Source organism: Streptomyces sp. NPDC046931 (assembly GCF_040644655.1).
Taxonomy (GTDB): Bacteria; Actinomycetota; Actinomycetes; order Streptomycetales; family Streptomycetaceae; genus Streptomyces.
Window position 1 is genome coordinate 522,676 of sequence record NZ_JBEYWX010000001.1, and the last position, 23,412, is coordinate 546,087.

General features: G+C 71.4%; 22 protein-coding genes. 14 read left to right on the forward strand and 8 right to left on the reverse strand.

Annotated features, from left to right (window positions below; all coding sequences use genetic code 11):
• Window positions 1-339: 339 nt before the first annotated feature.
• Window positions 340-2,112, forward strand: a complete 1,773-nt coding sequence (locus ABZ876_RS02370) for a biotin carboxylase N-terminal domain-containing protein (protein WP_361773017.1) — start codon at window positions 340-342, stop codon at window positions 2,110-2,112.
• A 183-nt stretch (window positions 2,113-2,295) separates the two neighbouring features.
• On the opposite strand, the gene ABZ876_RS02375 is transcribed toward ABZ876_RS02370, so the two are convergent.
• Both ABZ876_RS02375 and ABZ876_RS02380 read right to left on the reverse strand, forming a co-directional pair.
• The gene (locus ABZ876_RS02375; protein ID WP_361773020.1) at window positions 2,296-3,261 is read right to left on the reverse strand and encodes a DeoR/GlpR family DNA-binding transcription regulator; all 966 of its coding nucleotides are present in this window, start codon (window positions 3,259-3,261) and stop codon (window positions 2,296-2,298) included.
• 122 nt (window positions 3,262-3,383) lie between these two features.
• Entirely contained in the window at window positions 3,384-4,832 is a 1,449-nt protein-coding gene (locus ABZ876_RS02380) for an NAD(P)H-quinone dehydrogenase (protein WP_361773023.1), read from the reverse strand.
• Between the two features lie 95 nt (window positions 4,833-4,927).
• On the opposite strand from ABZ876_RS02380, the gene ABZ876_RS02385 reads away from it, so the two are divergent.
• The 3 genes from ABZ876_RS02385 (at window position 4,928) to ABZ876_RS02395 (ending at window position 9,057) form a co-directional block, all read left to right on the forward strand.
• Window positions 4,928-5,365, forward strand: a complete 438-nt coding sequence (locus tag ABZ876_RS02385) for a gamma-glutamylcyclotransferase (RefSeq protein ID WP_361773026.1) — start codon at window positions 4,928-4,930, stop codon at window positions 5,363-5,365.
• Between the two features lie 965 nt (window positions 5,366-6,330).
• Window positions 6,331-7,155: a purine-nucleoside phosphorylase gene (locus ABZ876_RS02390; protein WP_361773029.1), complete on the forward strand. Its 825-nt coding sequence runs from the start codon at window positions 6,331-6,333 to the stop codon at window positions 7,153-7,155.
• A 270-nt stretch (window positions 7,156-7,425) separates the two neighbouring features.
• Window positions 7,426-9,057 (forward strand): phospho-sugar mutase, encoded by a 1,632-nt coding sequence (locus tag ABZ876_RS02395; RefSeq protein ID WP_361773032.1) that lies wholly within the window; start codon window positions 7,426-7,428, stop codon window positions 9,055-9,057.
• A 284-nt stretch (window positions 9,058-9,341) separates the two neighbouring features.
• On the opposite strand, the gene ABZ876_RS02400 is transcribed toward ABZ876_RS02395, so the two are convergent.
• Window positions 9,342-10,043, reverse strand: coding sequence for a PH domain-containing protein (locus ABZ876_RS02400; RefSeq protein ID WP_361773035.1), 702 nt, complete (start codon window positions 10,041-10,043; stop codon window positions 9,342-9,344).
• 114 nt (window positions 10,044-10,157) lie between these two features.
• Between ABZ876_RS02400 and deoC the strand changes: the two genes are divergently transcribed.
• The 3 genes from deoC to ABZ876_RS02415 are packed head-to-tail and all read left to right on the forward strand — an operon-like array spanning window position 10,158 to window position 13,459.
• Complete coding sequence (gene deoC, locus ABZ876_RS02405) at window positions 10,158-11,114, forward strand: deoxyribose-phosphate aldolase (protein WP_361773891.1); 957 nt, start codon at window positions 10,158-10,160, stop codon at window positions 11,112-11,114.
• A 16-nt stretch (window positions 11,115-11,130) separates the two neighbouring features.
• The gene (locus tag ABZ876_RS02410) at window positions 11,131-12,567 is read left to right on the forward strand and encodes an aldehyde dehydrogenase family protein (protein WP_361773894.1); all 1,437 of its coding nucleotides are present in this window, start codon (window positions 11,131-11,133) and stop codon (window positions 12,565-12,567) included.
• Complete coding sequence (locus ABZ876_RS02415) at window positions 12,560-13,459, forward strand: aldehyde dehydrogenase family protein (protein WP_361773038.1); 900 nt, start codon at window positions 12,560-12,562, stop codon at window positions 13,457-13,459. Before ABZ876_RS02410 ends, ABZ876_RS02415 begins: the two co-directional genes overlap by 8 nt.
• 117 nt (window positions 13,460-13,576) lie before the next feature.
• On the opposite strand, the gene ABZ876_RS02420 is transcribed toward ABZ876_RS02415, so the two are convergent.
• Window positions 13,577-13,978 carry a hypothetical protein gene (locus ABZ876_RS02420; RefSeq protein ID WP_361773041.1) on the reverse strand — a complete coding sequence of 134 codons (402 nt, stop codon included), beginning with the start codon at window positions 13,976-13,978 and terminating at the stop codon, window positions 13,577-13,579.
• A 129-nt stretch (window positions 13,979-14,107) separates the two neighbouring features.
• Here ABZ876_RS02420 and ABZ876_RS02425 point away from each other — a divergent pair, with 129 nt between their 5' ends.
• Window positions 14,108-14,743, forward strand: coding sequence for a uridine kinase (locus ABZ876_RS02425; RefSeq protein ID WP_361773044.1), 636 nt, complete (start codon window positions 14,108-14,110; stop codon window positions 14,741-14,743).
• Between the two features lie 226 nt (window positions 14,744-14,969).
• Here the strand turns inward: ABZ876_RS02425 and ABZ876_RS02430 are convergent, their stop codons facing one another.
• Complete coding sequence (locus ABZ876_RS02430) at window positions 14,970-15,725, reverse strand: SigE family RNA polymerase sigma factor (RefSeq protein WP_361773047.1); 756 nt, start codon at window positions 15,723-15,725, stop codon at window positions 14,970-14,972.
• A gap of 248 nt (window positions 15,726-15,973) precedes the next feature.
• Between ABZ876_RS02430 and afsQ1 the strand changes: the two genes are divergently transcribed.
• The 5 genes from afsQ1 to ABZ876_RS02455 all read left to right on the forward strand — a co-directional run bounded on the left by afsQ1 (window position 15,974) and on the right by ABZ876_RS02455 (window position 19,826).
• Entirely contained in the window at window positions 15,974-16,651 is a 678-nt protein-coding gene (afsQ1, locus tag ABZ876_RS02435; RefSeq protein ID WP_361773050.1) for a two-component system response regulator AfsQ1, read from the forward strand.
• Complete coding sequence (locus ABZ876_RS02440; protein ID WP_361773053.1) at window positions 16,648-18,210, forward strand: HAMP domain-containing sensor histidine kinase; 1,563 nt, start codon at window positions 16,648-16,650, stop codon at window positions 18,208-18,210. Before afsQ1 ends, ABZ876_RS02440 begins: the two co-directional genes overlap by 4 nt.
• Window positions 18,207-18,821, forward strand: coding sequence for a hypothetical protein (locus ABZ876_RS02445; protein WP_361773056.1), 615 nt, complete (start codon window positions 18,207-18,209; stop codon window positions 18,819-18,821). The genes ABZ876_RS02440 and ABZ876_RS02445 overlap by 4 nt, the downstream gene beginning before the upstream one ends.
• A gap of 100 nt (window positions 18,822-18,921) precedes the next feature.
• Window positions 18,922-19,473 (forward strand): VanZ family protein, encoded by a 552-nt coding sequence (locus ABZ876_RS02450; protein ID WP_361773059.1) that lies wholly within the window; start codon window positions 18,922-18,924, stop codon window positions 19,471-19,473.
• A gap of 146 nt (window positions 19,474-19,619) precedes the next feature.
• Window positions 19,620-19,826: a PspC domain-containing protein gene (locus tag ABZ876_RS02455; RefSeq protein WP_361773062.1), complete on the forward strand. Its 207-nt coding sequence runs from the start codon at window positions 19,620-19,622 to the stop codon at window positions 19,824-19,826.
• A 92-nt stretch (window positions 19,827-19,918) separates the two neighbouring features.
• Here ABZ876_RS02455 and ABZ876_RS02460 read toward each other — a convergent pair whose 3' ends face one another.
• Window positions 19,919-20,257 (reverse strand): ATP-binding protein, encoded by a 339-nt coding sequence (locus ABZ876_RS02460; protein WP_361773065.1) that lies wholly within the window; start codon window positions 20,255-20,257, stop codon window positions 19,919-19,921.
• Window positions 20,258-20,388: 131 nt separating this feature from the next.
• Window positions 20,389-21,543, reverse strand: coding sequence for an adenosine deaminase (locus tag ABZ876_RS02465; protein WP_361773068.1), 1,155 nt, complete (start codon window positions 21,541-21,543; stop codon window positions 20,389-20,391).
• A 113-nt stretch (window positions 21,544-21,656) separates the two neighbouring features.
• Between ABZ876_RS02465 and ABZ876_RS02470 the strand changes: the two genes are divergently transcribed.
• Entirely contained in the window at window positions 21,657-22,418 is a 762-nt protein-coding gene (locus tag ABZ876_RS02470; RefSeq protein WP_361773071.1) for an alpha/beta hydrolase, read from the forward strand.
• Between the two features lie 15 nt (window positions 22,419-22,433).
• Here ABZ876_RS02470 and ABZ876_RS02475 read toward each other — a convergent pair whose 3' ends face one another.
• Window positions 22,434-23,396, reverse strand: coding sequence for a LysR family transcriptional regulator (locus ABZ876_RS02475; protein ID WP_361773074.1), 963 nt, complete (start codon window positions 23,394-23,396; stop codon window positions 22,434-22,436).
• Window positions 23,397-23,412: the final 16 nt, after the last annotated feature.

Consider the following 23,412-nt stretch of genomic DNA (forward strand, 5'->3'; position numbering starts at 1 on the left):
GCTGCGTGTTACTCCGAGTACCTTCGAGACATCGCGAACGCTACTAACGGGTAAACCTGGGGACAAGAGGCCCGGCAGGGGCAAAGTTTCGTTGGGCCATTAGTAGGGACTCCACAAAGAAACACGACCGGCGGCAGGACTACTTCATAGAGACCTTGGCCACACCGGAAGGCTAGGGTTTTCCGGTGGATTCCCCTGTACGGCGGTGCGACAAGGGATTTCGCAGGTTGAGTGAGCCTGGTTTCACGCTCTGTGTGGGCAAGCTCACCTCTGGGGACGGGTCGAAACGTCGTGTCGGCAGTCCCTAAACTCGGCTTGTTTCAAGGAGAGGGAGCCAACGTGCGCAAGGTGTTGATCGCCAACCGTGGCGAAATCGCTGTCCGTGTCGCCCGGGCCTGCCGTGACGCCGGGATCGCGAGTGTGGCCGTGTACGCCGACCCGGACCGGGACGCCCTGCACGTCCGCGCGGCGGACGAGGCATTCGCCCTGGGCGGCGACACCCCCGCCACCAGCTACCTGGACATCGAGAAGGTCCTCCAGGCCGCGAAGGACTCCGGCGCGGACGCCATCCACCCCGGTTACGGCTTCCTCTCCGAGAACGCCCACTTCGCCCAGGCCGTCCTGGACGCCGGGCTGATCTGGATCGGCCCACCGCCGCAGGCCATCCGCGACCTGGGCGACAAGGTCGCGGCCCGGCACATCGCCCAGCGCGCCGGTGCCCCGCTGGTCGCCGGTACGCCCGACCCGGTGTCCGGCGCCGACGAGGTCGTCGCCTTCGCCGAGGAGCACGGCCTGCCCATCGCGATCAAGGCCGCCTTCGGCGGTGGCGGGCGCGGTCTGAAGGTGGCCCGCACCCTCGAAGAGGTCCCCGAGCTGTACGAGTCCGCGGTCCGTGAGGCGGTGGCCGCCTTCGGCCGCGGCGAGTGCTTCGTCGAGCGCTATCTGGACCGGCCCCGCCACGTGGAGACGCAGTGCCTGGCCGACACCCACGGCAACGTGGTCGTCGTGTCCACCCGCGACTGCTCGCTTCAGCGCCGCCACCAGAAGCTCGTCGAGGAGGCCCCGGCTCCCTTCCTGAGCCAGAAGCAGCTGGATGAGCTGTATGGGGCGTCGAAGGCCATCCTCAAGGAGGCCGGCTACGTCGGCGCGGGCACCGTGGAGTTCCTCGTCGGCAACGACGGCACGATCTCCTTCCTGGAGGTCAACACCCGTCTCCAGGTCGAGCACCCGGTCACCGAGGAGGTCGCCGGCATCGACCTGGTCCGCGAGATGTTCCGCATCGCCGACGGCGAGGAACTGGGCTACGGCGACCCCGAACTGCGCGGCCACTCCATCGAGTTCCGCATCAACGGCGAGGACCCGGGCCGTAACTTCCTGCCGGCCCCCGGCACGGTGACGAAGTTCGCCCCGCCGTCCGGTCCCGGTGTCCGCCTGGACGCGGGCGTGGAGTCCGGCAGCGTGATCGGCCCGGCGTGGGACTCGCTGCTCGCCAAGCTGATCATCACGGGCCGCACCCGCAAGGAGGCGCTGGAGCGTGCCTCCCGCGCGCTGGAGGAGTTCCAGGTCGAGGGCATGGCCACGGCGATCCCGTTCCACCGCGCGGTGGTCAGGGACCCGGCGTTCGCGCCCGAACTGACCGGTTCCGGCGACCCGTTCAGGGTGCACACCCGGTGGATCGAGACCGAGTTCGTCAACGAGATCAAGGCGTTCACGGCGCCGGCCGAGGCGGAGGCCGAGGAGGAGCCGGGCCGCGAGACGGTCGTGGTCGAGGTGGGCGGCAAGCGCCTGGAGGTCTCGCTGCCCTCGTCGCTCGGCATGTCGCTGGCCCGTACGGGCCTGGCGGCGGGCGCCAAGCCCAAGCGCCGCGCGGCCAAGAAGTCCGGGCCGGTGGCCTCCGGCGACTCCCTCGCCTCCCCGATGCAGGGCACGATCGTCAAGGTCGCCGTCGAGGAGGGCCAGGAGGTCAAGGAGGGCGACCTGGTCGTCGTCCTCGAGGCGATGAAGATGGAGCAGCCGCTGAACGCGCACAAGGCGGGCACCATCAAGGGCCTCAACGCCCAGGTCGGCGCGTCCGTCACCTCCGGCGCCCTGATCTGCGAGATCATGGACTGACCCGCACATACGACACCCGGGAGCGCCCGGCGGCCCGAACCCTCGGCCCGCCGGGCGCTCCCGTTCCCGGCCCCTGGGGCATGTGCGTGACGCTCCCGCCGGATGGCAGCCGATCAGATGAGGGCGCGACCGCGCGCCGGGGGACGCGGGCGAAGACCGGCGGCCGGAGTTCGGCGACAGGGCCTAACGGCGGCGCAGGTCCGCGACGCGGGCGCGCTCCCCCGTCGGGGGCTCCCCGAGGACCGTCGCGCTGCGCAACTGCGGGCCCCCGCCGGGGACCTGGCTGCGACGGGGGCCGGGGAGGGGCACCTCCCGGCGCGGCTGACGCCCCGCCGGGCCCGGGTCCCCCGGCGAGGAGCCCCCGGCCGACGCCCCGGCGACCGCGATCTGCACACCCTGATCGGCCAGGGCCTGCAACTCGGTGGCCGCCCGGTCGTCGTGCGCGGGCGGCTCGTCCGTCACCAGCCGGGTGATCACATCCGTCGGTACGGTCTGGAACATCGTGTCCGTACCGAGCTTGGTGTGGTCGGCGAGGACGACGACCTCCGCGGCCGCCTGCACCAGCGCGCGGTCGACGGACGCCGACAGCATGTTGGACGTGGACAGCCCCCGCTCGGCGGTGAGCCCGCTCCCGGACAGGAAGGCCTTGGAGACCCTCAGGCCCTGGAGCGACTGCTCGGCGCCGCTGCCGACGAGGGCGTAGTTGGAGCCGCGCAGGGTGCCGCCGGTCATCACGACCTCCACCCGATTGGCATGGGCCAACGCCTGAGCCACCAGCAGCGAGTTGGTGACGACGGTGAGCCCGGGCACCCTCGCGAGCCGGCGCGCCAGCTCCTGCGTGGTGGTACCCGCCCCCACCACGATGGCCTCGCCCTCTTCCACGAGGCCCGCGGCGAGGTCGGCGATGGCGGTCTTCTCGGCGGTCGCGAGATGGGACTTCTGCGGAAAGCCGGACTCCCGCGTGAACCCGCCCGGCAGTACCGCACCGCCGTGCCGGCGGTCGAGGAGTCCTTCTGCCTCCAGCGCGCGCACGTCCCGCCGTACGGTCACTTCGGAGGTCTGGACGACACGGGCGAGCTCACGGAGCGACACGGCACCGTTCGCTCGCACCATTTCGAGGATCAATTGACGACGTTCTGCAGCGAACACGAAACTGACAGTAACCCCAACGACCGTCTGGTTTCAGCAGTTTGCGCCGAATAACAGAAGTTGTTCGCATGGCAGGGCGGAAAGTGGTATACGCGCCCAGTCCCGGCACCTATGTCCTGGCGTCAGGCGGCGCCCGCGGTCTTGCGGGTGTGCAGCTGCCGTGCCACCTCGGCGATCGAGCCCGACAGGGAGGGGTACACGGTGAAGGCGTTCGCGATCTGTTCGACCGTCAGATTGTTGTCGACCGCGATCGAGATGGGATGGATCAGTTCGGACGCGCGCGGTGCGACGATCACGCCGCCGACGACGATCCCGGTACCGGGCCTGCAGAAGATCTTGACGAAGCCGTCCCGGATGCCCTGCATCTTGGCGCGCGGGTTGCGCAGCAGGGGCAGCTTGACCACCCGCGCGTCGATCTTGCCCGCGTCCACGTCGGCCTGGGTGTAGCCGACGGTCGCGATCTCGGGGTCGGTGAAGACGTTCGAGGAGACGGTCTTCAGGTTGAGCGGCGTCACCGCGTCGCCGAGGAAGTGGTACATGGCGATGCGCCCCTGCATGGCGGCGACCGACGCGAGGGCGAAGACACCGGTGACGTCACCGGCGGCGTAGACGCCGGGAGCCGTCGTGCGGGAGACCTTGTCCGTCCATATGTGCCCGGACTCGCGGAGCTTGACGCCGGCCTCCTCCAGGCCCATGCCGCTGCTGTTGGGTATCGCGCCGACGGCCATCAGGCAGTGCGAGCCGGTGATGACCCGCCCGTCGGCGAGGGTGACCTCGACGCGGTCGCCGACGCGCTTGGCGGACTGCGCGCGCGAGCGGGCCATGACGTTCATACCGCGGCGGCGGAAGACGTCCTCGAGGACGGCCGCGGCGTCCGGGTCCTCGCCGGGCAGCACCCGGTCGCGCGAGGAGATGAGGGTGACCTCGGATCCGAGGGCCTGGTAGGCGCCGGCGAACTCGGCGCCGGTGACGCCGGACCCCACGACGATGAGCTCCTCGGGCAGCTCGTCGAGGTCGTAGACCTGGGTCCAGGTGAGGATGCGCTCCCCGTCCGGCTGGGCGTCGGGCAGCTCGCGGGGGTGGCCGCCGGTGGCGATGAGCACGGCGTCGGCGGTGAGCGTCTCCTCGCTGCCGTCCGCGGCCCGTACGACGACCTTGCGCGACCCGTCCAGGGCCTGCATGCCCTCCAGCCGGCCGCGTCCGCGCATGACCCGGGCGCCGGCGCGCGTGACGGACGCGGTGATGTCGTGGGACTGGGCGAGCGCGAGACGCTTCACCCGTCGGTTGACCTTGCCGAGGTCGACCCCGACGACCCGGGCCGCCTGCTCGATGTACGGGGTGTCGTCGGCGACGATGATGCCCAGCTCCTCGTAGGAGGAGTCGAAGGTGGTCATCACCTCGGCCGTTGCGATAAGGGTCTTCGACGGCACACAGTCGGTCAGCACCGACGCTCCGCCCAGACCGTCGCAGTCGACGACGGTCACCTCCGCGCCGAGCTGAGCGGCCACCAGAGCCGCTTCGTATCCGCCGGGTCCGCCACCGATGATCACGATCCGAGTCACGTACCCCATTGTCCCGCACGTTCCGGGTGCGTCTCCTCCGGGGGCGGCCGCTGGTGCTTCTGTTACAGAAGAGACTGCCGGGGCACTGCCGTACTCTCGTCTCCATGTCGCTCTACGCCGCGTACGCCGGCAACCTCGACGCGCGGCTGATGACCCGCCGCGCACCCCACTCGCCGATGCGTGCCACCGGCTGGCTCAACGGCTGGCGGCTGACCTTCGGGGGCGAGCACATGGGCTGGGAGGGAGCTCTCGCGACGATCGTCGAGGACCCGATGTCACAGGTGTTCGTCGCGCTGTACGACATCGCGCCCATGGACGAGGAGTCCATGGACCGCTGGGAGGGCGTGGGCCTGGACATATACCGCCGCCTGCGGGTCCGCGTGCACACCCTGGAGGGCGAGGAGAGCGCGTGGACCTACGTCCTGAACGGTTACGAGGGCGGCCTTCCGTCGGCCCGCTACCTGGGCGAGGTCGCGGACGCCGCGGAGTCGGCCGGGGCGCCCCACGATTACGTGATGGAACTCCGCAAGCGGCCCTGCTGACACCCCGGCCACGGACCGGGGCCGACGGCCCCCCGAGGCAGTCCACCCGCGGACCGCCCGCCGCCCACAGACCGGCGGTTGCGCCTGAATCGCCCGCCGCCCAAAACCGGCCGCCGCTCCCACGTCGGTTGCCGCCCACAGACCGGCCCTCGCTCGGCCTGCGCACGCTCTGCGGCCGGGCGCACTCGACTCGCCCGCCGCCCGGGAACCGGCCGCCGCCCAGGAACCGGCCGTCGCCCCCGAATCGGCCACCGCCCACAAACCGGCCGCCGCTCTCACGTCGGTTACCGCCCGAAGACCGACTGCCGCCCCCGGATCGGCCACCGCCCGAAGACCGACTGCCGCCCCCAGATCGGCCACCGCCCACAAACCCGCCGCCGCTCCCGAACCGACCGCCCCCACAGACCGGCCCTCGCTCGGCCTGCGCACGTCCTCCGGCCGGGCGCACTCGACTCGCCCGCCGCCCGGGAACCGGCCGCCGCCCCCGAACCGACCGCCACCTGCAAACCGGCCACCGCTCCCACGTCGGTTACCGCCCGCAGACCGACTGCCGCCCCCAGATCGGCCACCGCCCACAAACCCGCCGCCGCTCCCGAATCGACTGCCGCCCACAGACCGGCGACCGCCCCCCATCCCAGCCGTCGCTCGGTCGGCGCGCCTCCTCCGGCCGGGTACACTCGCCGGCGCCCGCTCCCCCACCGCCTGCCGCGCCCCCGCCTCACGTCCCCGCACCGGCTCACGCGCCGAACCGGCTGCCACCCGCAACGGCGCACGCCCCCTCCGCGCCCTCCCGCCCCTCCCGCCGCCTCCGGACGGCCACCCGCCCGGACCCCGCGACGCATTCGGTCCGTCCCCCTCCACCCCAGGCCGGGGCCCATCTTCGTCGGAAACGACAAGACAACGATCGCATTCCCGTGACCGGCGTCATCTACGCGCGTAGGCCGAGAGCGGCTACCCTCTTCCGCGTGAACGCATCTCTTCTTCCGGACGACATCCAGGGCGACCCCTACGCCGCCGCCGACTCCGCCGCCGCGCGCCTGCGCGAGCTGACGGGCGCCGAGACCCACGACGTCGCCCTCGTGATGGGCTCCGGCTGGGCGCCGGCCGTCGACGCCCTCGGCGAGGCCGAGGCCGAGTTCCTGGTCACCGAGCTGCCCGGCTTCCCGCCGCCGGCCGTCGAGGGCCACGGCGGCAAGGTCCGCTCCTACCGGATCGGCGACAAGCGCGCCCTGGTCTTCCTGGGCCGCACGCACTACTACGAGGGCCGCGGTGTGGCCGCCGTCGCGCACGGCGTGCGTACCGCCGTCGCCGCCGGTGCCAAGACCGTGGTCCTCACCAACGGCTGCGGCGGCCTGCGCGACACCATGCGTCCCGGCCAGCCGGTCCTGATCAGCGACCACATCAACCTCACGGCGACCTCCCCGATCGTGGGCGCCAACTTCGTCGACCTGACGGACCTGTACTCCCCGCGCCTGCGCGCCCTGTGCAAGGAGGTCGACGCCTCCCTCGAGGAGGGCGTCTACGCCCAGTTCACCGGCCCGCACTACGAGACCCCGGCGGAGATCCGCATGGCCCGCGCCATCGGCGCGGACCTGGTGGGCATGTCCACGGTTCTCGAGGCGATCGCCGCGCGCGAGGCGGGTGCCGAGGTCCTCGGTATCTCCCTGGTCACGAACCTGGCCGCCGGCATGACGGGTGAGCCGCTGAACCACGAGGAAGTCCTGCAGGCGGGCCGCGACAGCGCCACGCGCATGGGGGCCCTGCTCGCCCAGGTGCTGCACCGCCTGTAAGGCACTACCGTGCCGGACGGCCGACTGCTGCCGTCCCGAGCGGGAAGACGATGCGGCACACGGCCCCGCCCGGCCGCCGCTCCGGCGGCGACCCACCGGGCGGGGTGTACGTCCACCGGGCGGGGGTGTCCGTTCGCATCGGCCGGTAGGCCACCGACTCTCCGCCGTGTTCGCGCCGGGCCTGCGCGTTTCCACCCGGCCGCCGCGTTTCCGCCCGGTCGCCGCGGGCGATGCCACCCCCACAGACACACAACGAGAGGTTGACCCGACGTGCACGACGAACTCATCGCACGGGCCCAGGCGTGGCTGGCCGAGGACCCCGACGCGGAGACCCGTGAGGAACTCGCCAAGCTGATCGACTCCGGGGACCACGCCGAGCTCGCCGCGCGCTTCGCCGGCACCCTCCAGTTCGGCACCGCCGGACTCCGCGGCGAACTGGGCGCCGGCCCCATGCGTATGAACCGCTCGGTGGTCATCCGCGCCGCCGCCGGTCTCGCCGCCTACCTCGAGTCCAAGGGGCAGGGCGACGGGCTCGTGGTCATCGGCTACGACGCCCGCCACAAGTCCGCCGACTTCGCCCGGGACACCGCGGCCGTGATGACGGGCGCGGGCCTGCGCGCGGCCCTGCTGCCCCGCCCGCTGCCCACTCCCGTCCTCGCCTTCGCCATCCGGCACCTCGGCGCGGTCGCCGGCGTGGAGGTCACGGCCAGCCACAACCCGCCCCGCGACAACGGTTACAAGGTCTACCTCGGCGACGGCTCCCAGATCGTGCCCCCGGCCGACGCCGGGATCGCGGCCGAGATCGACGCGATCACCACCCTGACCGCGGTTCCCCGCCCGGACTCCGGCTGGGAGGTCCTGGACGACAGCGTCCTCGACGCCTACCTGGCCCGTACGGACGCCGTTCTCTCCCCCGGCTCCCCGCGCACCGCCCGCACGGTCTACACGGCGATGCACGGTGTCGGCAAGGATGTCCTGCTCGCCGCGTTCGCCCGGGCCGGCTTCCCCGCCCCGGTGCTGGTCGCCGAGCAGGCCGAGCCCGACCCCGACTTCCCGACCGTCGCCTTCCCCAACCCCGAAGAGCCCGGCGCCATGGACCTCGCCTTCGCGAAGGCCCGCGAGACGGACCCCGACCTCGTGATCGCCAACGACCCCGACGCCGACCGCTGCGCCGCCGCCGTCAAGGACGGCTCCGGCTGGCGCATGCTGCGCGGCGACGAGGTGGGGGCCCTGCTCGCCACGCACCTGGTCCGCCGCGGGGTCACCGGTGCCTTCGCCGAGTCGATCGTCTCCTCCTCCCTGCTCGGCCGTATCGCCGAGAAGGCGGGCCTGCCGTACGAGGAGACCCTCACGGGCTTCAAGTGGATCTCCCGCGTGGACGGGCTGCGCTACGGCTACGAGGAGGCGCTCGGCTACTGCGTCGACCCCGACGGCGTGCGCGACAAGGACGGCATCACGGCCGCCCTGCTGATCACCGAGCTGGCGTCCGGGCTGAAGGCCGAGGGACGCACCCTGCTCGACCTGCTCGACGACATCGCCGTCGAACACGGACTGCACGCCACGGACCAGCTCTCGGTGCGCGTCGAGGACCTGTCGGTCATCGCCGATGCGATGCGTCGCCTGCGCGAGCAGCCCCCGACCCGGCTCGCGGGTCTGCCGATCACCCGGTCCGAGGACCTCACCCAGGGCACGGACCGGCTCCCGCCCACCGACGGCCTGCGCTACACGCTCGATGGCGCCCGTGTGATCGTCCGCCCCAGCGGTACCGAGCCGAAGCTGAAGTGCTACCTGGAGGTCGTGGTGCCCGTCGCCTCGCACGCCGACCTTCCGTCGGCCCGGGTGAAGGCCACGGACCTGCTGACCACGATCAAGCACGACCTGTCGGCAGCGGCCGGCATCTGACCGGGCGGCCTCTGCCCGCGGCCCGACGGCCGCGGGCAGAGCCGTGCCGTACGGCGGGCGAGGCGAGGGCCACCGGGAGGATCCCGGGGGACGCTCAGAAACCCAGATAGGTGATCTGGACGACGCTGGAAGCGCGTCCCGCGGCCCTAGTTCCTGGACAGGGCGGACGAGGCATTGAGGGCGGGCGGGCTGCTCTCATCAGGCGCTCTCGCCGGGGGAGTCGCTGGCCTTCATCGTGCAACTGCTGGGAGAAACATGATCCGCAAGAACGCCGCCGGCCGGCCTCAGCCCGTCGCCAGCAGAATCGCGAACACCACCGCTCCGGCGACCGCCGGCCCCGCGATCTCGTAGGCCCAGCGGACCGTCACCTCGCCCTGCGCCCGCTCGTCGTGCTCCCGGGCTTCGTGGAGCTCGCGCAGATCGCTCATGGTCCGGTCGGCCGCGGCGCGGACCGGCCCGGTCTGCCCGGTTCCGCCCGGCCCGTGGGAGCCCGGAGAGCCGAAGAGGCGAGGGGCAGTGAGTCGGGCCGCGCGGTCCGACCCGCGCTCCCCCGCCCCGGCGGCCCGCGTCTCCTGCCGTACCGCCCTCTTGCGCGCCCGCATCGACACCGGCACCGCCCACAGCTGGTACGTGGTGCCGGACTGGGAGACGACCTCGTTGGAGTAACGGGACCGCAGGGCCGCGACCTGACCCCAGGGCAGGACGATCACGCGGAAGGGGTTGCGGATGCGGAGCCGCTCGTCGTTGGCGTAGACGGCCGGCCGCAGGGTGAAGGCGACCACCAGCGGCACGATGAGGATCATCGCGGCGAGCGCCAGCCACGGGGTGCGGCCATGGCCGGTGGACATCGCGTCGAAGCCGAGCCACCCGATGATCGCGAGCAGCAGGACACCGCCCGCGATGCCTCCGGACGACCGGTAGATCCGGTCCCTGACCTCGGGGGCCGGCGGCTGCGGCGCTGGTGACTCGTGCTCGGGCGTCGTCATGGTCCCGATTCTGCCCGACGGGCCCCGCGCCGTCGTGGGCGGTCTCGCCGGAGTTGCGATGCGGACACGGGGGTGTACATCCGCTACGCGCGTAGATATGCTCCTCTGGTGACCATGCCCACCTTTGCACCTGCATCTGCTCTCAGTGACGTCACCGCGTCCGACAGCACGCTGCGCCGCTTCCTCCACGGGCTGCCCGGCGTCGACGCGGTCGGCCTGGAGGCGCGCGCCGCCTCGCTCGGCACCCGTTCCATCAAGACCACCGCGAAGGCGTACGCCATCGACCTCGCCATCTCGATGGTCGACCTGACGACGCTGGAAGGCGCGGACACCCCCGGCAAGATCCGTGCGCTCGGCGCCAAGGCGGTCCACCCCGACCCCACGGACCGGACGACCCCGACGACCGCGGCCGTCTGTGTCTACCCCGACATGGTGGCCGTCGCCAAGGAGGCCGTCGCGGGCTCCGGTGTGAAGGTCGCGTCCGTCGCCACCGCCTTCCCGGCGGGCCGCACCGCGCTCGAGGTGAAGCTGGCCGACGTGCGCGAGGCCGTGGCCGCCGGCGCCGACGAGATCGACATGGTCATCGACCGCGGGGCGTTCCTCGCGGGCAGGTATCTGAAGGTGTACGACGAGATCGTCGCCGTGAAGGAGGCCTGCGGGACGAACGCCCGGCTGAAGGTCATCTTCGAGACGGGCGAGCTGTCCACGTACGACAACATCCGGCGGGCCAGCTGGCTCGGCATGCTGGCGGGCGCCGACTTCATCAAGACCTCGACCGGCAAGGTCGCCGTCAACGCGACCCCGTCCAACACCCTCCTCATGCTGGAGGCCGCCCGCGACTTCCGCGCCCTGACCGGCGTGCAGGTCGGCGTGAAGCCCGCCGGCGGCATCCGCACCAGCAAGGACGCGATCAAGTTCCTGGTCCTCGTCAACGAGACCGCCGGTGCCGACTGGCTCGACAACCACTGGTTCCGCTTCGGCGCCTCCTCGCTCCTGAACGACTTGCTGATGCAGCGTCAGAAGCTCGCCACCGGCCGCTACTCCGGCCCCGACTACGTGACGGTGGACTGAGACCCTCATGAACAACGTGTCATCCGCATTCGAGTACGCACCGGCGCCCGAGTCCCGCTCGGTCGTCGACATCGCCCCCTCCTACGGCCTGTTCATCGACGGCGAGTTCACCGAGGCGGCCGACGGCAAGGTCTTCAAGACCATCAGCCCGTCCACCGAGGAGGTCCTCTCCGAGGTCGCGCAGGCCGGTTCCGAGGACGTCGACCGTGCGGTCAAGGCCGCCCGCAAGGCCTTCGAGAAGTGGTCGGCGCTACCCGGCTCGGAGCGTGCCAAGTACCTCTTCCGTATCGCCCGCATCATCCAGGAGCGCAGCCGCGAGCTGGCCGTGCTGGAGACCCTGGACAACGGAAAGCCGATCAAGGAGACCCGCGACGCGGACCTCCCGCTGGTCGCCGCGCACTTCTTCTACTACGCGGGCTGGGCCGACAAGCTGGAGCACGCCGGATTCGGCCGGGCCCCGAAGCCGCTGGGGGTCGCGGGTCAGGTCATCCCCTGGAACTTCCCGCTGCTGATGCTGGCGTGGAAGATCGCCCCGGCGCTGGCGACCGGCAACACGGTCGTCCTGAAGCCCGCGGAGACCACGCCTTTGAGCGCCCTGTTCTTCGCGGACATCTGCCGCCAGGCCGGCCTGCCCAAGGGTGTCGTCAACATCCTTCCGGGCTACGGCGACACGGGTGCCGCGCTCGTCGCCCACCCGGACGTGAACAAGGTCGCCTTCACCGGTTCCACGGCCGTGGGCAAGGAGATCGCCCGCACGGTGGCCGGTACGAAGAAGAAGCTCACCCTCGAACTGGGCGGCAAGGGCGCGAACATCGTCTTCGACGACGCGCCGATCGACCAGGCCGTCGAGGGCGTCGTGAACGGCATCTTCTTCAACCAGGGCCAGGTCTGCTGCGCGGGCTCCCGCCTGCTGGTCCAGGAGTCGATCCAGGACGAACTGCTGGACTCCCTCAAGCGCCGCCTGTCGACCCTGCGCCTCGGCGACCCGCTCGACAAGAACACCGACATCGGTGCGATCAACTCCGCCGAGCAGCTGGCCCGGATCAGCGCGCTCGCCGAGCAGGGCGAGGCGGAGGGCGCCGAGCGCTGGTCCCCGGCCTGCGAACTGCCCGAGAGCGGCTACTGGTTCGCCCCGACGCTCTTCACGAACGTCACCCAGGCACACACCATCGCCCGCGACGAGATCTTCGGCCCGGTGCTGTCGGTCCTCACCTTCCGCACGCCGGACGAGGCGGTCGCCAAGGCGAACAACACGCAGTACGGCCTGTCGGCCGGCATCTGGACCGAGAAGGGCTCGCGGATCCTGGCCGTCGCGAACAAGCTGCGGGCCGGTGTCGTCTGGTCCAACACGTTCAACAAGTTCGACCCGACCTCGCCGTTCGGCGGCTACAAGGAGTCGGGCTTCGGCCGCGAGGGCGGCCGTCACGGCCTGGAGGCGTACCTCGATGTCTGAGAAGACCGAACAGCAGCGACTCGCTGTCTTCAAGACCTACAAGCTGTACGTCGGCGGGAAGTTCCCGCGTTCCGAGAGCGGCCGGGTGTACGAGGTGACGGACTCCAAGGGCAACTGGCTGGCCAACGCTCCGCAGTCCTCCCGCAAGGACGCCCGTGACGCGGTCGTGGCCGCGCGCAAGGCGTTCGGCGGATGGTCAGGCACCACGGCCTACAACCGTGGCCAGGTCCTCTACCGCGTCGCGGAGATGCTGGAGGGCCGCCGGGAGCAGTTCGTGCGCGAAGTGGCCGAGGCGGAGGGCCTGTCCAAGTCCAAGGCGGCGGCGGTCGTGGACGCCACGATCGACCGCTGGGTCTGGTACGCGGGCTGGACCGACAAGATCGCCCAGGTGGTCGGTGGCGCCAACCCGGTCGCGGGCCCGTTCTTCAACCTCTCCTCCCCGGAGCCGACCGGCGTGGTCGCCGTCGTGGCCCCGCAGGAGTCGTCCTTCCTGGGTCTCGTCTCGGTCGTGGCCCCGGTGATCGCCACCGGCAACACCGCGGTCGTGATCGCGTCCGAGAAGGCCCCGCTGCCGGCCCTCTCGCTGGGCGAGGTGCTGGCCACCTCCGACGTGCCGGGCGGTGTGGTCAACGTGCTGTCCGGCCGTACGGCGGAGATCGCGGCGCCGCTCGCCGCGCACCGGGACGTCAACGCGATCGATCTCGCGGGTGCCGACGAGGGCCTGGCGAAGGAACTGGAGATCGCGGCGGCGGACAACCTGAAGCGCGTGCTGCGTCCACAGCCTGTGGATTACTTCGAGGCGCCGGGTATCGAGCGCCTGACGGCCTTCCTGGAGACGAAGACGGTCTGGCACCCGACCGGGTCGCTGGGCGCTTCCGGCTCGTCGTACTAGAGGCGCTTCGCCGCAGGGACGCGCTCTCGTACGAGGCGCGTACGCCGACGCGGAACAGCGGAGCCGCGGTTCCCCGCCGTCCAGGGGAAGCGCGGCTCCGCGTCATGGGGCCGCGGGTCAGCGCATCCCGCGGAGCACCTGGCCGGCCACCGGAAGACTGCCGAGCGACTGCGCCTGGGCCACCGGCCGGGTCAGGGTCTGCGACGACAGCGGGTTGAAGTCGGCGATCTGCGTGGTGACGCCGTTGTCCAGCGGGTCGACGCCCGTGCCCGCCAGCGGGTTCGGCTTGAGATCCGAGAGCGGCCCGGTGACCCGTCCCACGACCCCGCTCAGCTCCTGAAGACCCTGCTGCTGCCCGGCCTGGTCGAGCGAGACGGGCCGGGTGCGCATCACGTCCAGGACCGGGGCGCTGTCCGCCGACGCCGCGGCCGCGCCCGCCCCCAGCGCGGCGCCCGCGGTCGCGATGAGGACGAGGGCTCGCCGGGCGGTGGGGTTCTTGGGGGAGGCGTGTCGTGCCATGGCTGCTGCCACCTCTTCACTGCGTAGGGTAATGATGTCGACACGCACAGTAGTTGAGTCGTGATGTGTGCTTCAAACGTCGACCCGCGGGGTCGGCACGGTGTACGCAATGCGTCAGACTGGTGTCTCGTGAGTTCCCATCCTCCGGCCCCCGCCCGCGTCGTGCTGCTGTGCGGCCCCTCCGGCTCCGGCAAGTCCCTGATCGCCGCCCTCTCCAGGCTTCCCGTGCTGCGACTCGACGACTTCTACAAGGAGGGCGACGACCCGACGCTGCCCCTGGTGGAGGGGAGTTCGGACATCGACTGGGACCATCCGCGGTCATGGGACGCGGACGTCGCGGTCGCGGCCATCGCCGAACTGTGCGCCACGGGCCGTACGAGGGTGCCCGTCTACGACATCTCGCTGAGCGCGCGCACGGGCGAGGAGGCGCTGGACATCGGCCGCACGCCGGTGTTCATCGCGGAAGGGATCTTCGCCGCCGAGATCGTGGCGCGCTGCCGGCAACTGGGCCTGCTCGCCGACGCCCTGTGCCTGACGCGCGGGCCCCTCACCACGTTCCGCCGTCGTTTCGTGCGCGATCTCAGGGAGGGCCGCAAGTCGGTCCCGTTCCTGCTGCGCCGCGGCTGGCGGCTGATGCGCGCGGAGCGGTCGATCGTCACCCGCCAGACCGCTCTCGGCGCGCATGCCTGCAACCGGAACGAGGCGCTGAGCCGGCTCGCCGCGGCGACCGCGGGACGGCCGGCCCCCGCCAGGGCTGCGGTGTAGGGACCGGCCACCACCACAGGCACGACGAAAAGCGGGACTGGACGGACCCCCCGGCCCTCCAGTCCCGCTCTCCTGCGCACCTCACGTGTCCCCCGCGGCGGTGCTCCCCCGTGCTTCCCCCGTGCCGGCACCCGTTCCCCCGTGGTGCAGACTCCCCCGTGCTTCCCCCCAGGTGGTGCTCCCCCGTGCTTTCCCCCAGGTGGTGCTCCCCCGTTTCCCCCCGTCCTCAGGCGACAAGCTCGCCGAAGGACTCCTCCTCGTCACGGCCGAAGCTGAGGACCTCGTCCTCGCGCAGCCGGCGGAGCGACCGCCAGATGCTGGACTTCACCGTGCCGACACTGATGTCGAGGATCTCCGCGATCTCCGGGTCCGTGCGGCCCTCGTAGTAGCGCAGGACCAGCATGGTGCGCTGGAGTTCCGGCAGCCGGGCGAGCGCCTGCCACAGGACGGCGCGCAGTTCGGTGCCGCGCATCGCGTCCGTGTCGCCGGCGGTCTCCGGCAGCTCCTCGGTCGGGTACTCGTTCAGCTTGCGGCGGCGCCAGGCGCTGATGTGGAGATTCGTCATCGTGCGCCGCAGATAGCCACCGACCGCGGCCTTGTCGCTGATCCGGTCCCAGGCCCGGTACGTCGAGAACAGCGCGCTCTGGAGCAGGTCCTCGGCTTCGAACCGGTCACCGGTCAGGTGGTAGGCGGTTGCGTACAGGGAGGCGCGGCGCTCCTCGACATAGGCGGTGAACTCCGCCTCCGTCACCGAGCGGCGCTCCCCCGATGCCTCCCCGTACGCGGCTCCCCCGTGAGCCTCCCCCGTGTGTGCGTCAACCACCGTCATGTACGCGGTGTGCTGACGCCCGGTGCCGCGAGCGCACCCCCGCCCGCTCACGACACCGGACTTCTCCGTGCTCCGGGACTTGTCCGTGGTGCGGCTGACGTCGTGAAGACGCGTGACAACTGCGCTTGTGCTGGTGCCGTGCAGCGTGTTCATCTTGCGCCCCCCGTCGTGGATCCCGGACTTCCGTGCGGTCTTGCTTGTGTCGAAAAGCTTGCCCGGGCGACTTCATCGCCGTGTCCGCCGACTGTCACAGGGCTGTCACAGGGACCGTCCGCAGCCGTTTCACAGCGCCATCACAAGGAAGAGCCATACGATTACGCAGCCGTACCGACCGCCCCGGCCGCTCACACAGTCGCTCCCACAGTCGATAGACGGCCGCGGTATGGGCCAGAATGGCCCCCGTGCCTTCCCTGTTGCTGATCGAGGACGACGACGCCATCCGAACGGCCCTGGAGCTCTCACTGACGCGCCAGGGACACCGTGTGGCCACGGCTGCCACCGGAGAGGACGGCCTGAAGCTGCTGCGTGAACAGCGGCCGGATCTGATCGTGCTGGACGTCATGCTGCCCGGCATCGACGGTTTCGAGGTGTGCCGGCGGATCCGGCGCACCGACCAGCTGCCGATCATTCTGCTGACCGCGCGCAGCGACGACATCGACGTCGTGGTCGGGCTGGAGTCCGGCGCCGACGACTACGTCGTCAAGCCCGTGCAGGGGCGGGTCCTCGACGCCCGGATCCGGGCCGTACTGCGGCGCGGCGAGCGGGAGTCCAGCGACTCGGCGTCGTTCGGCAACCTCGTCATCGACCGGTCGGCGATGACGGTCACCAAGAACGGCGAGGACCTGCAACTCACCCCGACGGAACTGCGGTTGCTGCTGGAGCTGAGCCGGCGGCCCGGACAGGCGCTGTCCCGGCAGCAGCTGCTGCGGCTGGTGTGGGAGCACGACTATCTGGGCGACTCGCGGCTCGTCGACGCGTGCGTGCAGCGGCTGCGCGCCAAGGTCGAGGACGTGCCCTCGTCGCCCACGCTGATCCGCACGGTCCGTGGCGTCGGATACCGGCTGGACGCTCCTCAGTGACCGATCCGTACAGGGGGCTCCGCGGCTGGGCCGCGGCACGCAGGGCGGTGCAGTCACGCCTGCGCTTCACCAGTCTCAGACTGCGCCTGGTCGTGGTCTTCGGGCTCGTCGCGCTGACCGCGGCGGTGTCGGCCTCCGGCATCGCGTACTGGCTCAACCGCGAGGCCGTGCTCACCCGCACCCAGGACGCGGTGCTGCGCGACTTCCAGCAGGAGATGCAGAACCGGGCGACGTCGCTGCCGGTGCACCCGACCCGCGACCAGTTGCAGCACACCGCGGGGCAGATGGCGAACAGCAGCCAGCGCTTCAGCGTGCTGCTGGTGGCGCAGGACGAGCACGGCAGGACCGTGACCGGCAACTCCGACCTGGACACCTTCACGCTGGAGGACGTGCCCGCGTCGCTGCGGAAGGCGGTCGACAAGCAGCAGAAGTCGTCGGGTGCGAAGGACTCGTACCACCTGTACTGGCAGCGGATCGTCGAGGACGACAAGCCGTACCTGGTGGGCGGCGCCAAGGTGATAGGCGGTGGTCCGACCGGCTACATGCTCAAGTCCCTGGAGCCGGAGGCTAAGGACCTCAACTCGCTGGCCTGGTCGCTCGGCATCGCCACCGGTCTCGCGCTGATCGGCTCGGCGCTGCTCGCGCAGGCGGCCGCCACGACCGTGCTGAAGCCGGTGCACCGCCTCGGTATCGCGGCCCGGCGGCTGGGCGAGGGCAAACTGGACACCCGGCTGCGGGTGTCCGGCACCGACGAACTGGCCGAGCTGTCCCGGACCTTCAACCGTGCCGCCGAGTCCCTGGAGAAGACGGTCGCGGACATGAGCGCCCGCGAGGAGGCGTCCCGGCGCTTCGTCGCCGACATGTCCCATGAACTGCGTACACCGCTCACGGCGATCACGGCCGTCACCGAGGTCCTGGAAGAGGAGCTGGACGCGGAGACGGGCGGCATCGACCCGATGATCGAGCCGGCCGTACGGCTCGTGGTCAGCGAGACCCGGAGGCTGAACGACCTCGTCGAGAACCTGATGGAGGTCACCCGCTTCGACGCGCGCACCGCCCGGCTGGTCCTGGACTACGTGGACATCGCCGACCAGATCACCGCGTGCATCGACGCCCGCGCCTGGCTGGACGCCGTCGAGCTGGACGCCGAGCGCGGCATCATGGCCCGCCTCGACCCGCGGCGGCTCGACGTGATCCTGGCGAACCTGATCGGCAACGCGCTCAAGCACGGCGGTTCGCCGGTCCGGGTGTCCGTGCGCGAGGAGGGCGAGGAGCTGGTCATCAGGGTGCGGGACCACGGTCCCGGCATCCCGGAGGACGTCCTGCCGCACGTCTTCGACCGCTTCTACAAGGCGAGCGCCTCACGGCCGCGTTCCGAGGGCAGCGGCCTCGGCCTGTCCATCGCGATGGAGAACGCGCACATCCATGGCGGCGAGATCACCGCGGCCAACTCCCCTGACGGCGGGGCGGTGTTCACGCTGCGCCTGCCGCGCGACGCGTCACCGCTGGTCGAGGAGGAGAAGCGGAACGGGAACGGCACCAAGGGGAACGCCCGATGAACAGACGAGGCGGACGCCCCTGGCTCGCCACCGCGCTGCTGGCGACGCTGCTGAGCGGCTGCGGTATCCGTGCCACGCAGGTGCCGACGGACTTCGGTCCCGCGCCGTCCCGGGTGCCGTGCGCACTGTCCGGCTCGGAACCCTCGGCGCAGGCGGGCCGCGGCATACCGGTCCAGGTGTTCCTGCTGTGCGCCTCGCAGCTCGTGCCGGTGGACCGCTTCGTGCGCATCCCGGACGGCGCCGCCGAGGCGGCGCGCCGGGTGCTGGTCGCGCAGGGGCTGGTCGACCAGCTCGCCATGACACCTCCGTCCGCGGAGAAGCAGGCGGGGTACACGACGGACGTGCCCGCCGCGATCAAGGTCAGTGGTCCGCGCGGCAGGGACGCGGCGGACACGTTCCGGCTGAGCACCCGCCCGGAGAGCCTCACCTCGTACGCCCTCGCCCAGATCGTCTGTACGTTCGCCGACTCGGAGGCGACCACCGCCGACGACGGCACCGTCGTCCTCGGCGGCCCGGACGCACAGGCGCTGCGCCGTTACGAGTGCACGGCCGAGGTGCGCTCCCGCCCGGGCACGGTGGCACCCCCGTCGACGGAGGTGTCCGGGGGCTGACCGCCGGGGGCGCGCCGGCGGCGGACCGATCGCCCCGGAGGCGGAGGAGCAAAAAGGCGGAAGGGGAACCGATCCCGCCGGGCGGGGCGTCTTGGAGGGCGTGCAGCGTCAAGGCTCAGACGGCGGCAGCGCCGTGATCCGCATCCGCGTGGCCGGGGGTGTCCTCCTCGTCGCGCATCTGGCCCTCGTCGCCTGGATCACGCTGCGCCCCCTGGACGTTCCCTGGGTGAGGCCCGCCAATCTGCATCCGCTGGCCGGTATCAGAGCCGATCTGGCCCTGGGTTGGCCGGAGGCGGCCCGCCGCATCGGCAAGGGCCTGGCGCTGCTCGCACCGCTCGGAGTGCTGCTGCCGATGGCGGGCGGCCGGCTCGCCGGCTCGCCGTTCGCCTCGCTGGCCCGTGCGGTCGCCACCGGCACCCTGGTCTCCCTGGGGATCGAACTGGTGCAGACCGGGGTGCCCGGCCAGGTCGTCGACATCGACTCGATTCTGCTGAACACCGTCGGGGTGGCGCTGGCCCATGTGCTGGTCGTGCCGACAGCGCGGTCCCTGCTCCGCCGCCGGGCCGAGTCACGGCGGCGGGCCGCCCACCCCCGGGAGGAGACGGCTCAGGGTCGGACCCCGACGATTCCCAGGGTCGGGATAGCTCCTTAGAGCGACGCTTCTCCCGCTTCGTCCCCGTAGCGTGGACCACGTCGGAAACGCCGAAGACATCGACACAGTCGAGGGCCTGGGCACCGACCGAGCGTCCCGGCAGCCGCCGGGAGCCGTCTCCCGCCACGGTTCGCGAAGGAGCCACCATGACCGCCCTTGCCCGCCCCACCCACGGACGGATGATCGGCGGAGTGTGCGCAGCGCTGGCACAGCGCTTCGGCACCTCCGCGACCACGATGCGGGTGATCTTCCTGCTGTCATGCCTGCTCCCGGGCCCGCAGTTCCTGCTCTACATAGCCTTGTGGATCCTGTTCCCGTCACAGGACAAGGCCGGGGCCCGCACGGCCTGGTGACGGTCCACGGTCCGGTCCGCCGGACGCCATGACGCCGATGGGCGCCCCCGGTCGGTCGGGGGCGCCCATCGGCGTCGCGGACTGATGCCCTGTCAGGTCAGCGGGCTGCCGTTCACCGGCAGACCGTGCAACGGCAGCGTCTTGACGGGCAGTCCGCCGAGCAGACCGCCGACCGGCGCGGCCGGCCCGTCGGCCGCCGCCTTTCCCACGGCGGGCACCGCGGTGCCGAGGGCGCGCTGACCCTGGCCGAGCACCTCGCCCGCGCCGGGCACCGTGCCGGTGACGTTGCCCAGCGGCAGCGCCTGGGTCACGGTGTCCGGCCCGGCGATGTCCGGTACGGCCGGGGCCGCGCTCGCGACGCCCGCGCCCACGGCGGCGAAGGCGGCGCCCAGGGCGGCGACCCCAACGGTTTTGGCAGCAGACTGCTTCATGATGAATGCGTCCTTGGATCCGATGACGGGGATGTGAGCGGTCCGGAAACCGTAAGCACGCGGATGCGTGCTCCGCAAACGTCCCCGATCGGCCGGATCCATGTTTCCCGACCGCCGGAAAACGGGCCCCTTCAGCTGTCGCCGGCCGCGGAAGCGCTGGTGGAGGCGGTCTGACGGAACAGCCATTCGGACTTCAACTCGGCGTAGCCGGGCTTGATGACGTCATTGATCATTGCCAGCCGTTCATCGAAAGGAATGAATGCTGACTTCATAGCATTGACCGAGAACCACTGGAGATCGTCGAGCGTATAACCGAAAGCGTCGACCAGGTGCTCGAATTCTCGGCTCATGCTCGTCCCGGACATCAGACGGTTGTCCGTATTGACGGTGGCACGGAAATGCAGCCGCCGCAGCAGCCCGATGGGGTGGTCGGCGTACGAGTCGGCGGCGCCGGTCTGGAGGTTGGAACTGGGGCACATCTCCAGGGGGATGCGCTTGTCGCGTACGTACGAGGCGAGGCGTCCGAGCTGCACCGAGCCGTCCTCGAGTACTTCGATGTCGTCGATGATGCGCACCCCGTGGCCGAGCCGGTCGGCGCCGCACCACTGCAACGCCTGCCAGATGGACGGCAGTCCGAAGGCCTCCCCGGCGTGGATGGTGAAGTGGTTGTTCTCGCGCTTCAGGTACTCGAAGGCGTCGAGATGCCGGGTGGGCGGGTAACCGGCCTCGGCTCCGGCGATGTCGAAACCGACCACGCCCTGGTCGCGGTAGCCGTTGGCCAGTTCGGCGATCTCCAGGGAGCGGGCCGCGTGGCGCATGGCGGTGAGCAGGGCGCCGACGCGGATGCGGTGGCCGTTAGCCTTCGCCCGCCGCTCGCCCTCCCGGAAGCCCTCGTTGACCGCCTCGACGACCTCCTCCAGGGTCAGCCCGCCCTCCAGATGCTGCTCGGGCGCATAGCGCACCTCCGCGTAGACGACGCCGTCCTCGGCGAGGTCCTCGGCGCACTCGGCCGCCACCCGCCCCAGCGCGTCCCGGGTCTGCATGACCCCGACCGTGTGGGAGAAGGTCTCCAGATACCGCTCCAGGGAACCGGAGTCCGCGGCCTCTCGGAACCAGATGCCGAGCTTGTCCGGGTCCGTCTCGGGCAGGTGCGCATAGCCCGCCTCCCGGGCGAGATCGACGATGGTGCCGGGGCGCAGACCCCCGTCGAGATGGTCGTGCAGCAGGACCTTGGGCGCCCGGCGGATATGGTCCCAGCTCGGGGTGTTCTGGTGCTGGCTCGTCATTTCCGCACCATAACGCCTACGCGCGTAGAGGCTGGAGTACGGCGAGACGTCGATATGTAAAGGTGACCCTCAGGACGGGTCGCGTACACCGTCGCTTCTGACACTGTTCTGTCATGGCACACCAAGCGACGCCGATGCGCAGGGCCCGGCTGGGGAGGGCGCTCGGCCCGGAGCCGACGACGGTGAGCGGCGCGGTGCTGCTGCTCCCCGGCGGCGACGAGGTCTCCGCCCGCAGGCCCTCGACCCTGCTCGCGACCGTCTCCGTCCTCGGGCTCGGCCGCCGCCTGGCCCGGGCCGGCCACGGCGAGGGCCTGGTCACCCACGTGGTGCACTACCGCTACCGGGGCTGGAACGGCGGCGAGGCGCATCCGGCGCAGGACGCCGCATGGGCCGCCGACGAGGTCGTACGACGCCATGGGGATGTGCCGGTGTGTCTCGTCGGGATGGGCATGGGCGGCCGGGCGGCGCTGCACGCGGCCGGGCACCCGGCCGTCAACTCCGTGCTCGCACTGGCCCCTTGGCTGCCCGAGGAGGACATGGCGGCGCCGCCCGAACCGGTGAAGCAGCTCGCCGGGCGGCAGGTGCTGATCGTGCACGGCACCAACGACGAGCGCACGGACCCGGAGCTGTCCTTCCGGCTGGCGGCCCGCGCGAAGAAGACCAACCGTGACATCTGCCGCTTCGAAGTGCACGCGGACGGGCACGGGTTGCACCAGTACCGCTCCGAAGTACACGCGCTCGCCGAGGACTTCATAATGGGCACGCTGTTCGGGCGGCCGTTGTCCCGGCCGGTGGAGGACGCGCTCGCCGCTCCCCCGCCCCTTGGGCTGCGGATGCCGCTGGCAGCGGGGTTCGGCCGGTCGTTGCGCAGATGAGGCGCCCGGCGCCGCTCACTGGTGCAGCAGCCGCCCCCTTCTCGACAGCAGGAACTTCTTGAAGGCCGCCACCGGCTGCGTGTCGACGTGCCCCGCCAGCCATGCGACGCCGATCTCCCGCACCGCCCGCGGCGCCGTGACCGTCAGCTCGACGACACCCGGCCGCGGCACCGCCGGCGGCGGCAGCAGTGCGACGCCCAGCCCCGCCGCGACCAGGCCCCGCAGGGTCTCGGCCTCCTCGCCCTCGAAGGCGACGCGCGGTGTGAACCCCGCCTCGCGGCACAGTGCGTCGGTGATCCGGCGCATCCCGTAGCCGGGCTCCAGGGTCACGAACGTCTCGTCCGCGGCCTCGGCGAGCCGGATGCGCCGGCGGCCCGCGAGCCGGTGGTCGGCGGGGACGACGAGCCGCAGCTTCTGCTCGTCGAGGCGGCGGGCGACCAGATCGGGTTCGTCGGGAACCGGGGAGGTCAGGCACAGGTCCAGCTCCCCGGCGCGCAGCTTCTCGAGCATCGCCTCGCCGTAGGTCTGGACGAGGCTGAAGCGCACGCGCGGGTGGTCGGCGCGGAAGGCGTGGATAAGGCCGGGTACGGTCTCGGCACCCATCGTGTGCAGAAAGCCGAAGGCGACCTTGCCGGTGGCCGGGTCGGCGTCCGCGCGCACCTCTTCGGCAGCCCGTTCGATCTCCGCGAGAGCGCGCTCGACGGACGCGAGGAAGGTCCGGCCGGCGGGGGTGAGGGCGACCGTGCGCCCGCGCCGGGCGAACAGCTCGACGCCCAGGTCCTTTTCGAGGCGGACCAGCGCGCGGGACAGGGTGGACTGGGGGACCTGCATCTCCTGCGCGGCACGGGTGACATGCTCGGTCCGGGCGACACCCGCGAAGTGCGCCAGGCGCGGCGCGAGCAGCGCGACGATGTCTTCTGCGTCACTTGTGTCACTGGACGATGACAGGCGAGTGGCTGACCTCTGCTGATGCACCATGGGAACGATTATGGCG

Coding starts and splice junctions, on each gene's coding strand:
- ABZ876_RS02380 (WP_361773023.1), bottom strand. CDS start 4,832: ATGGGGTACGTGACTCGGATCGTGATCATCGGTGGCGGACCCGGCGGA.
- ABZ876_RS02385 (WP_361773026.1), top strand. CDS start 4,928: ATGTCGCTCTACGCCGCGTACGCCGGCAACCTCGACGCGCGGCTGATG.
- ABZ876_RS02400 (WP_361773035.1), bottom strand. CDS start 10,043: ATGACGACGCCCGAGCACGAGTCACCAGCGCCGCAGCCGCCGGCCCCC.
- deoC (WP_361773891.1), top strand. CDS start 10,158: ATGCCCACCTTTGCACCTGCATCTGCTCTCAGTGACGTCACCGCGTCC.
- ABZ876_RS02415 (WP_361773038.1), top strand. CDS start 12,560: ATGTCTGAGAAGACCGAACAGCAGCGACTCGCTGTCTTCAAGACCTAC.
- ABZ876_RS02420 (WP_361773041.1), bottom strand. CDS start 13,978: ATGGCACGACACGCCTCCCCCAAGAACCCCACCGCCCGGCGAGCCCTC.
- ABZ876_RS02430 (WP_361773047.1), bottom strand. CDS start 15,725: ATGAACACGCTGCACGGCACCAGCACAAGCGCAGTTGTCACGCGTCTT.
- ABZ876_RS02445 (WP_361773056.1), top strand. CDS start 18,207: ATGAACAGACGAGGCGGACGCCCCTGGCTCGCCACCGCGCTGCTGGCG.
- ABZ876_RS02455 (WP_361773062.1), top strand. CDS start 19,620: ATGACCGCCCTTGCCCGCCCCACCCACGGACGGATGATCGGCGGAGTG.
- ABZ876_RS02460 (WP_361773065.1), bottom strand. CDS start 20,257: ATGAAGCAGTCTGCTGCCAAAACCGTTGGGGTCGCCGCCCTGGGCGCC.
- ABZ876_RS02465 (WP_361773068.1), bottom strand. CDS start 21,543: ATGACGAGCCAGCACCAGAACACCCCGAGCTGGGACCATATCCGCCGG.
- ABZ876_RS02470 (WP_361773071.1), top strand. CDS start 21,657: ATGGCACACCAAGCGACGCCGATGCGCAGGGCCCGGCTGGGGAGGGCG.
- ABZ876_RS02475 (WP_361773074.1), bottom strand. CDS start 23,396: ATGGTGCATCAGCAGAGGTCAGCCACTCGCCTGTCATCGTCCAGTGAC.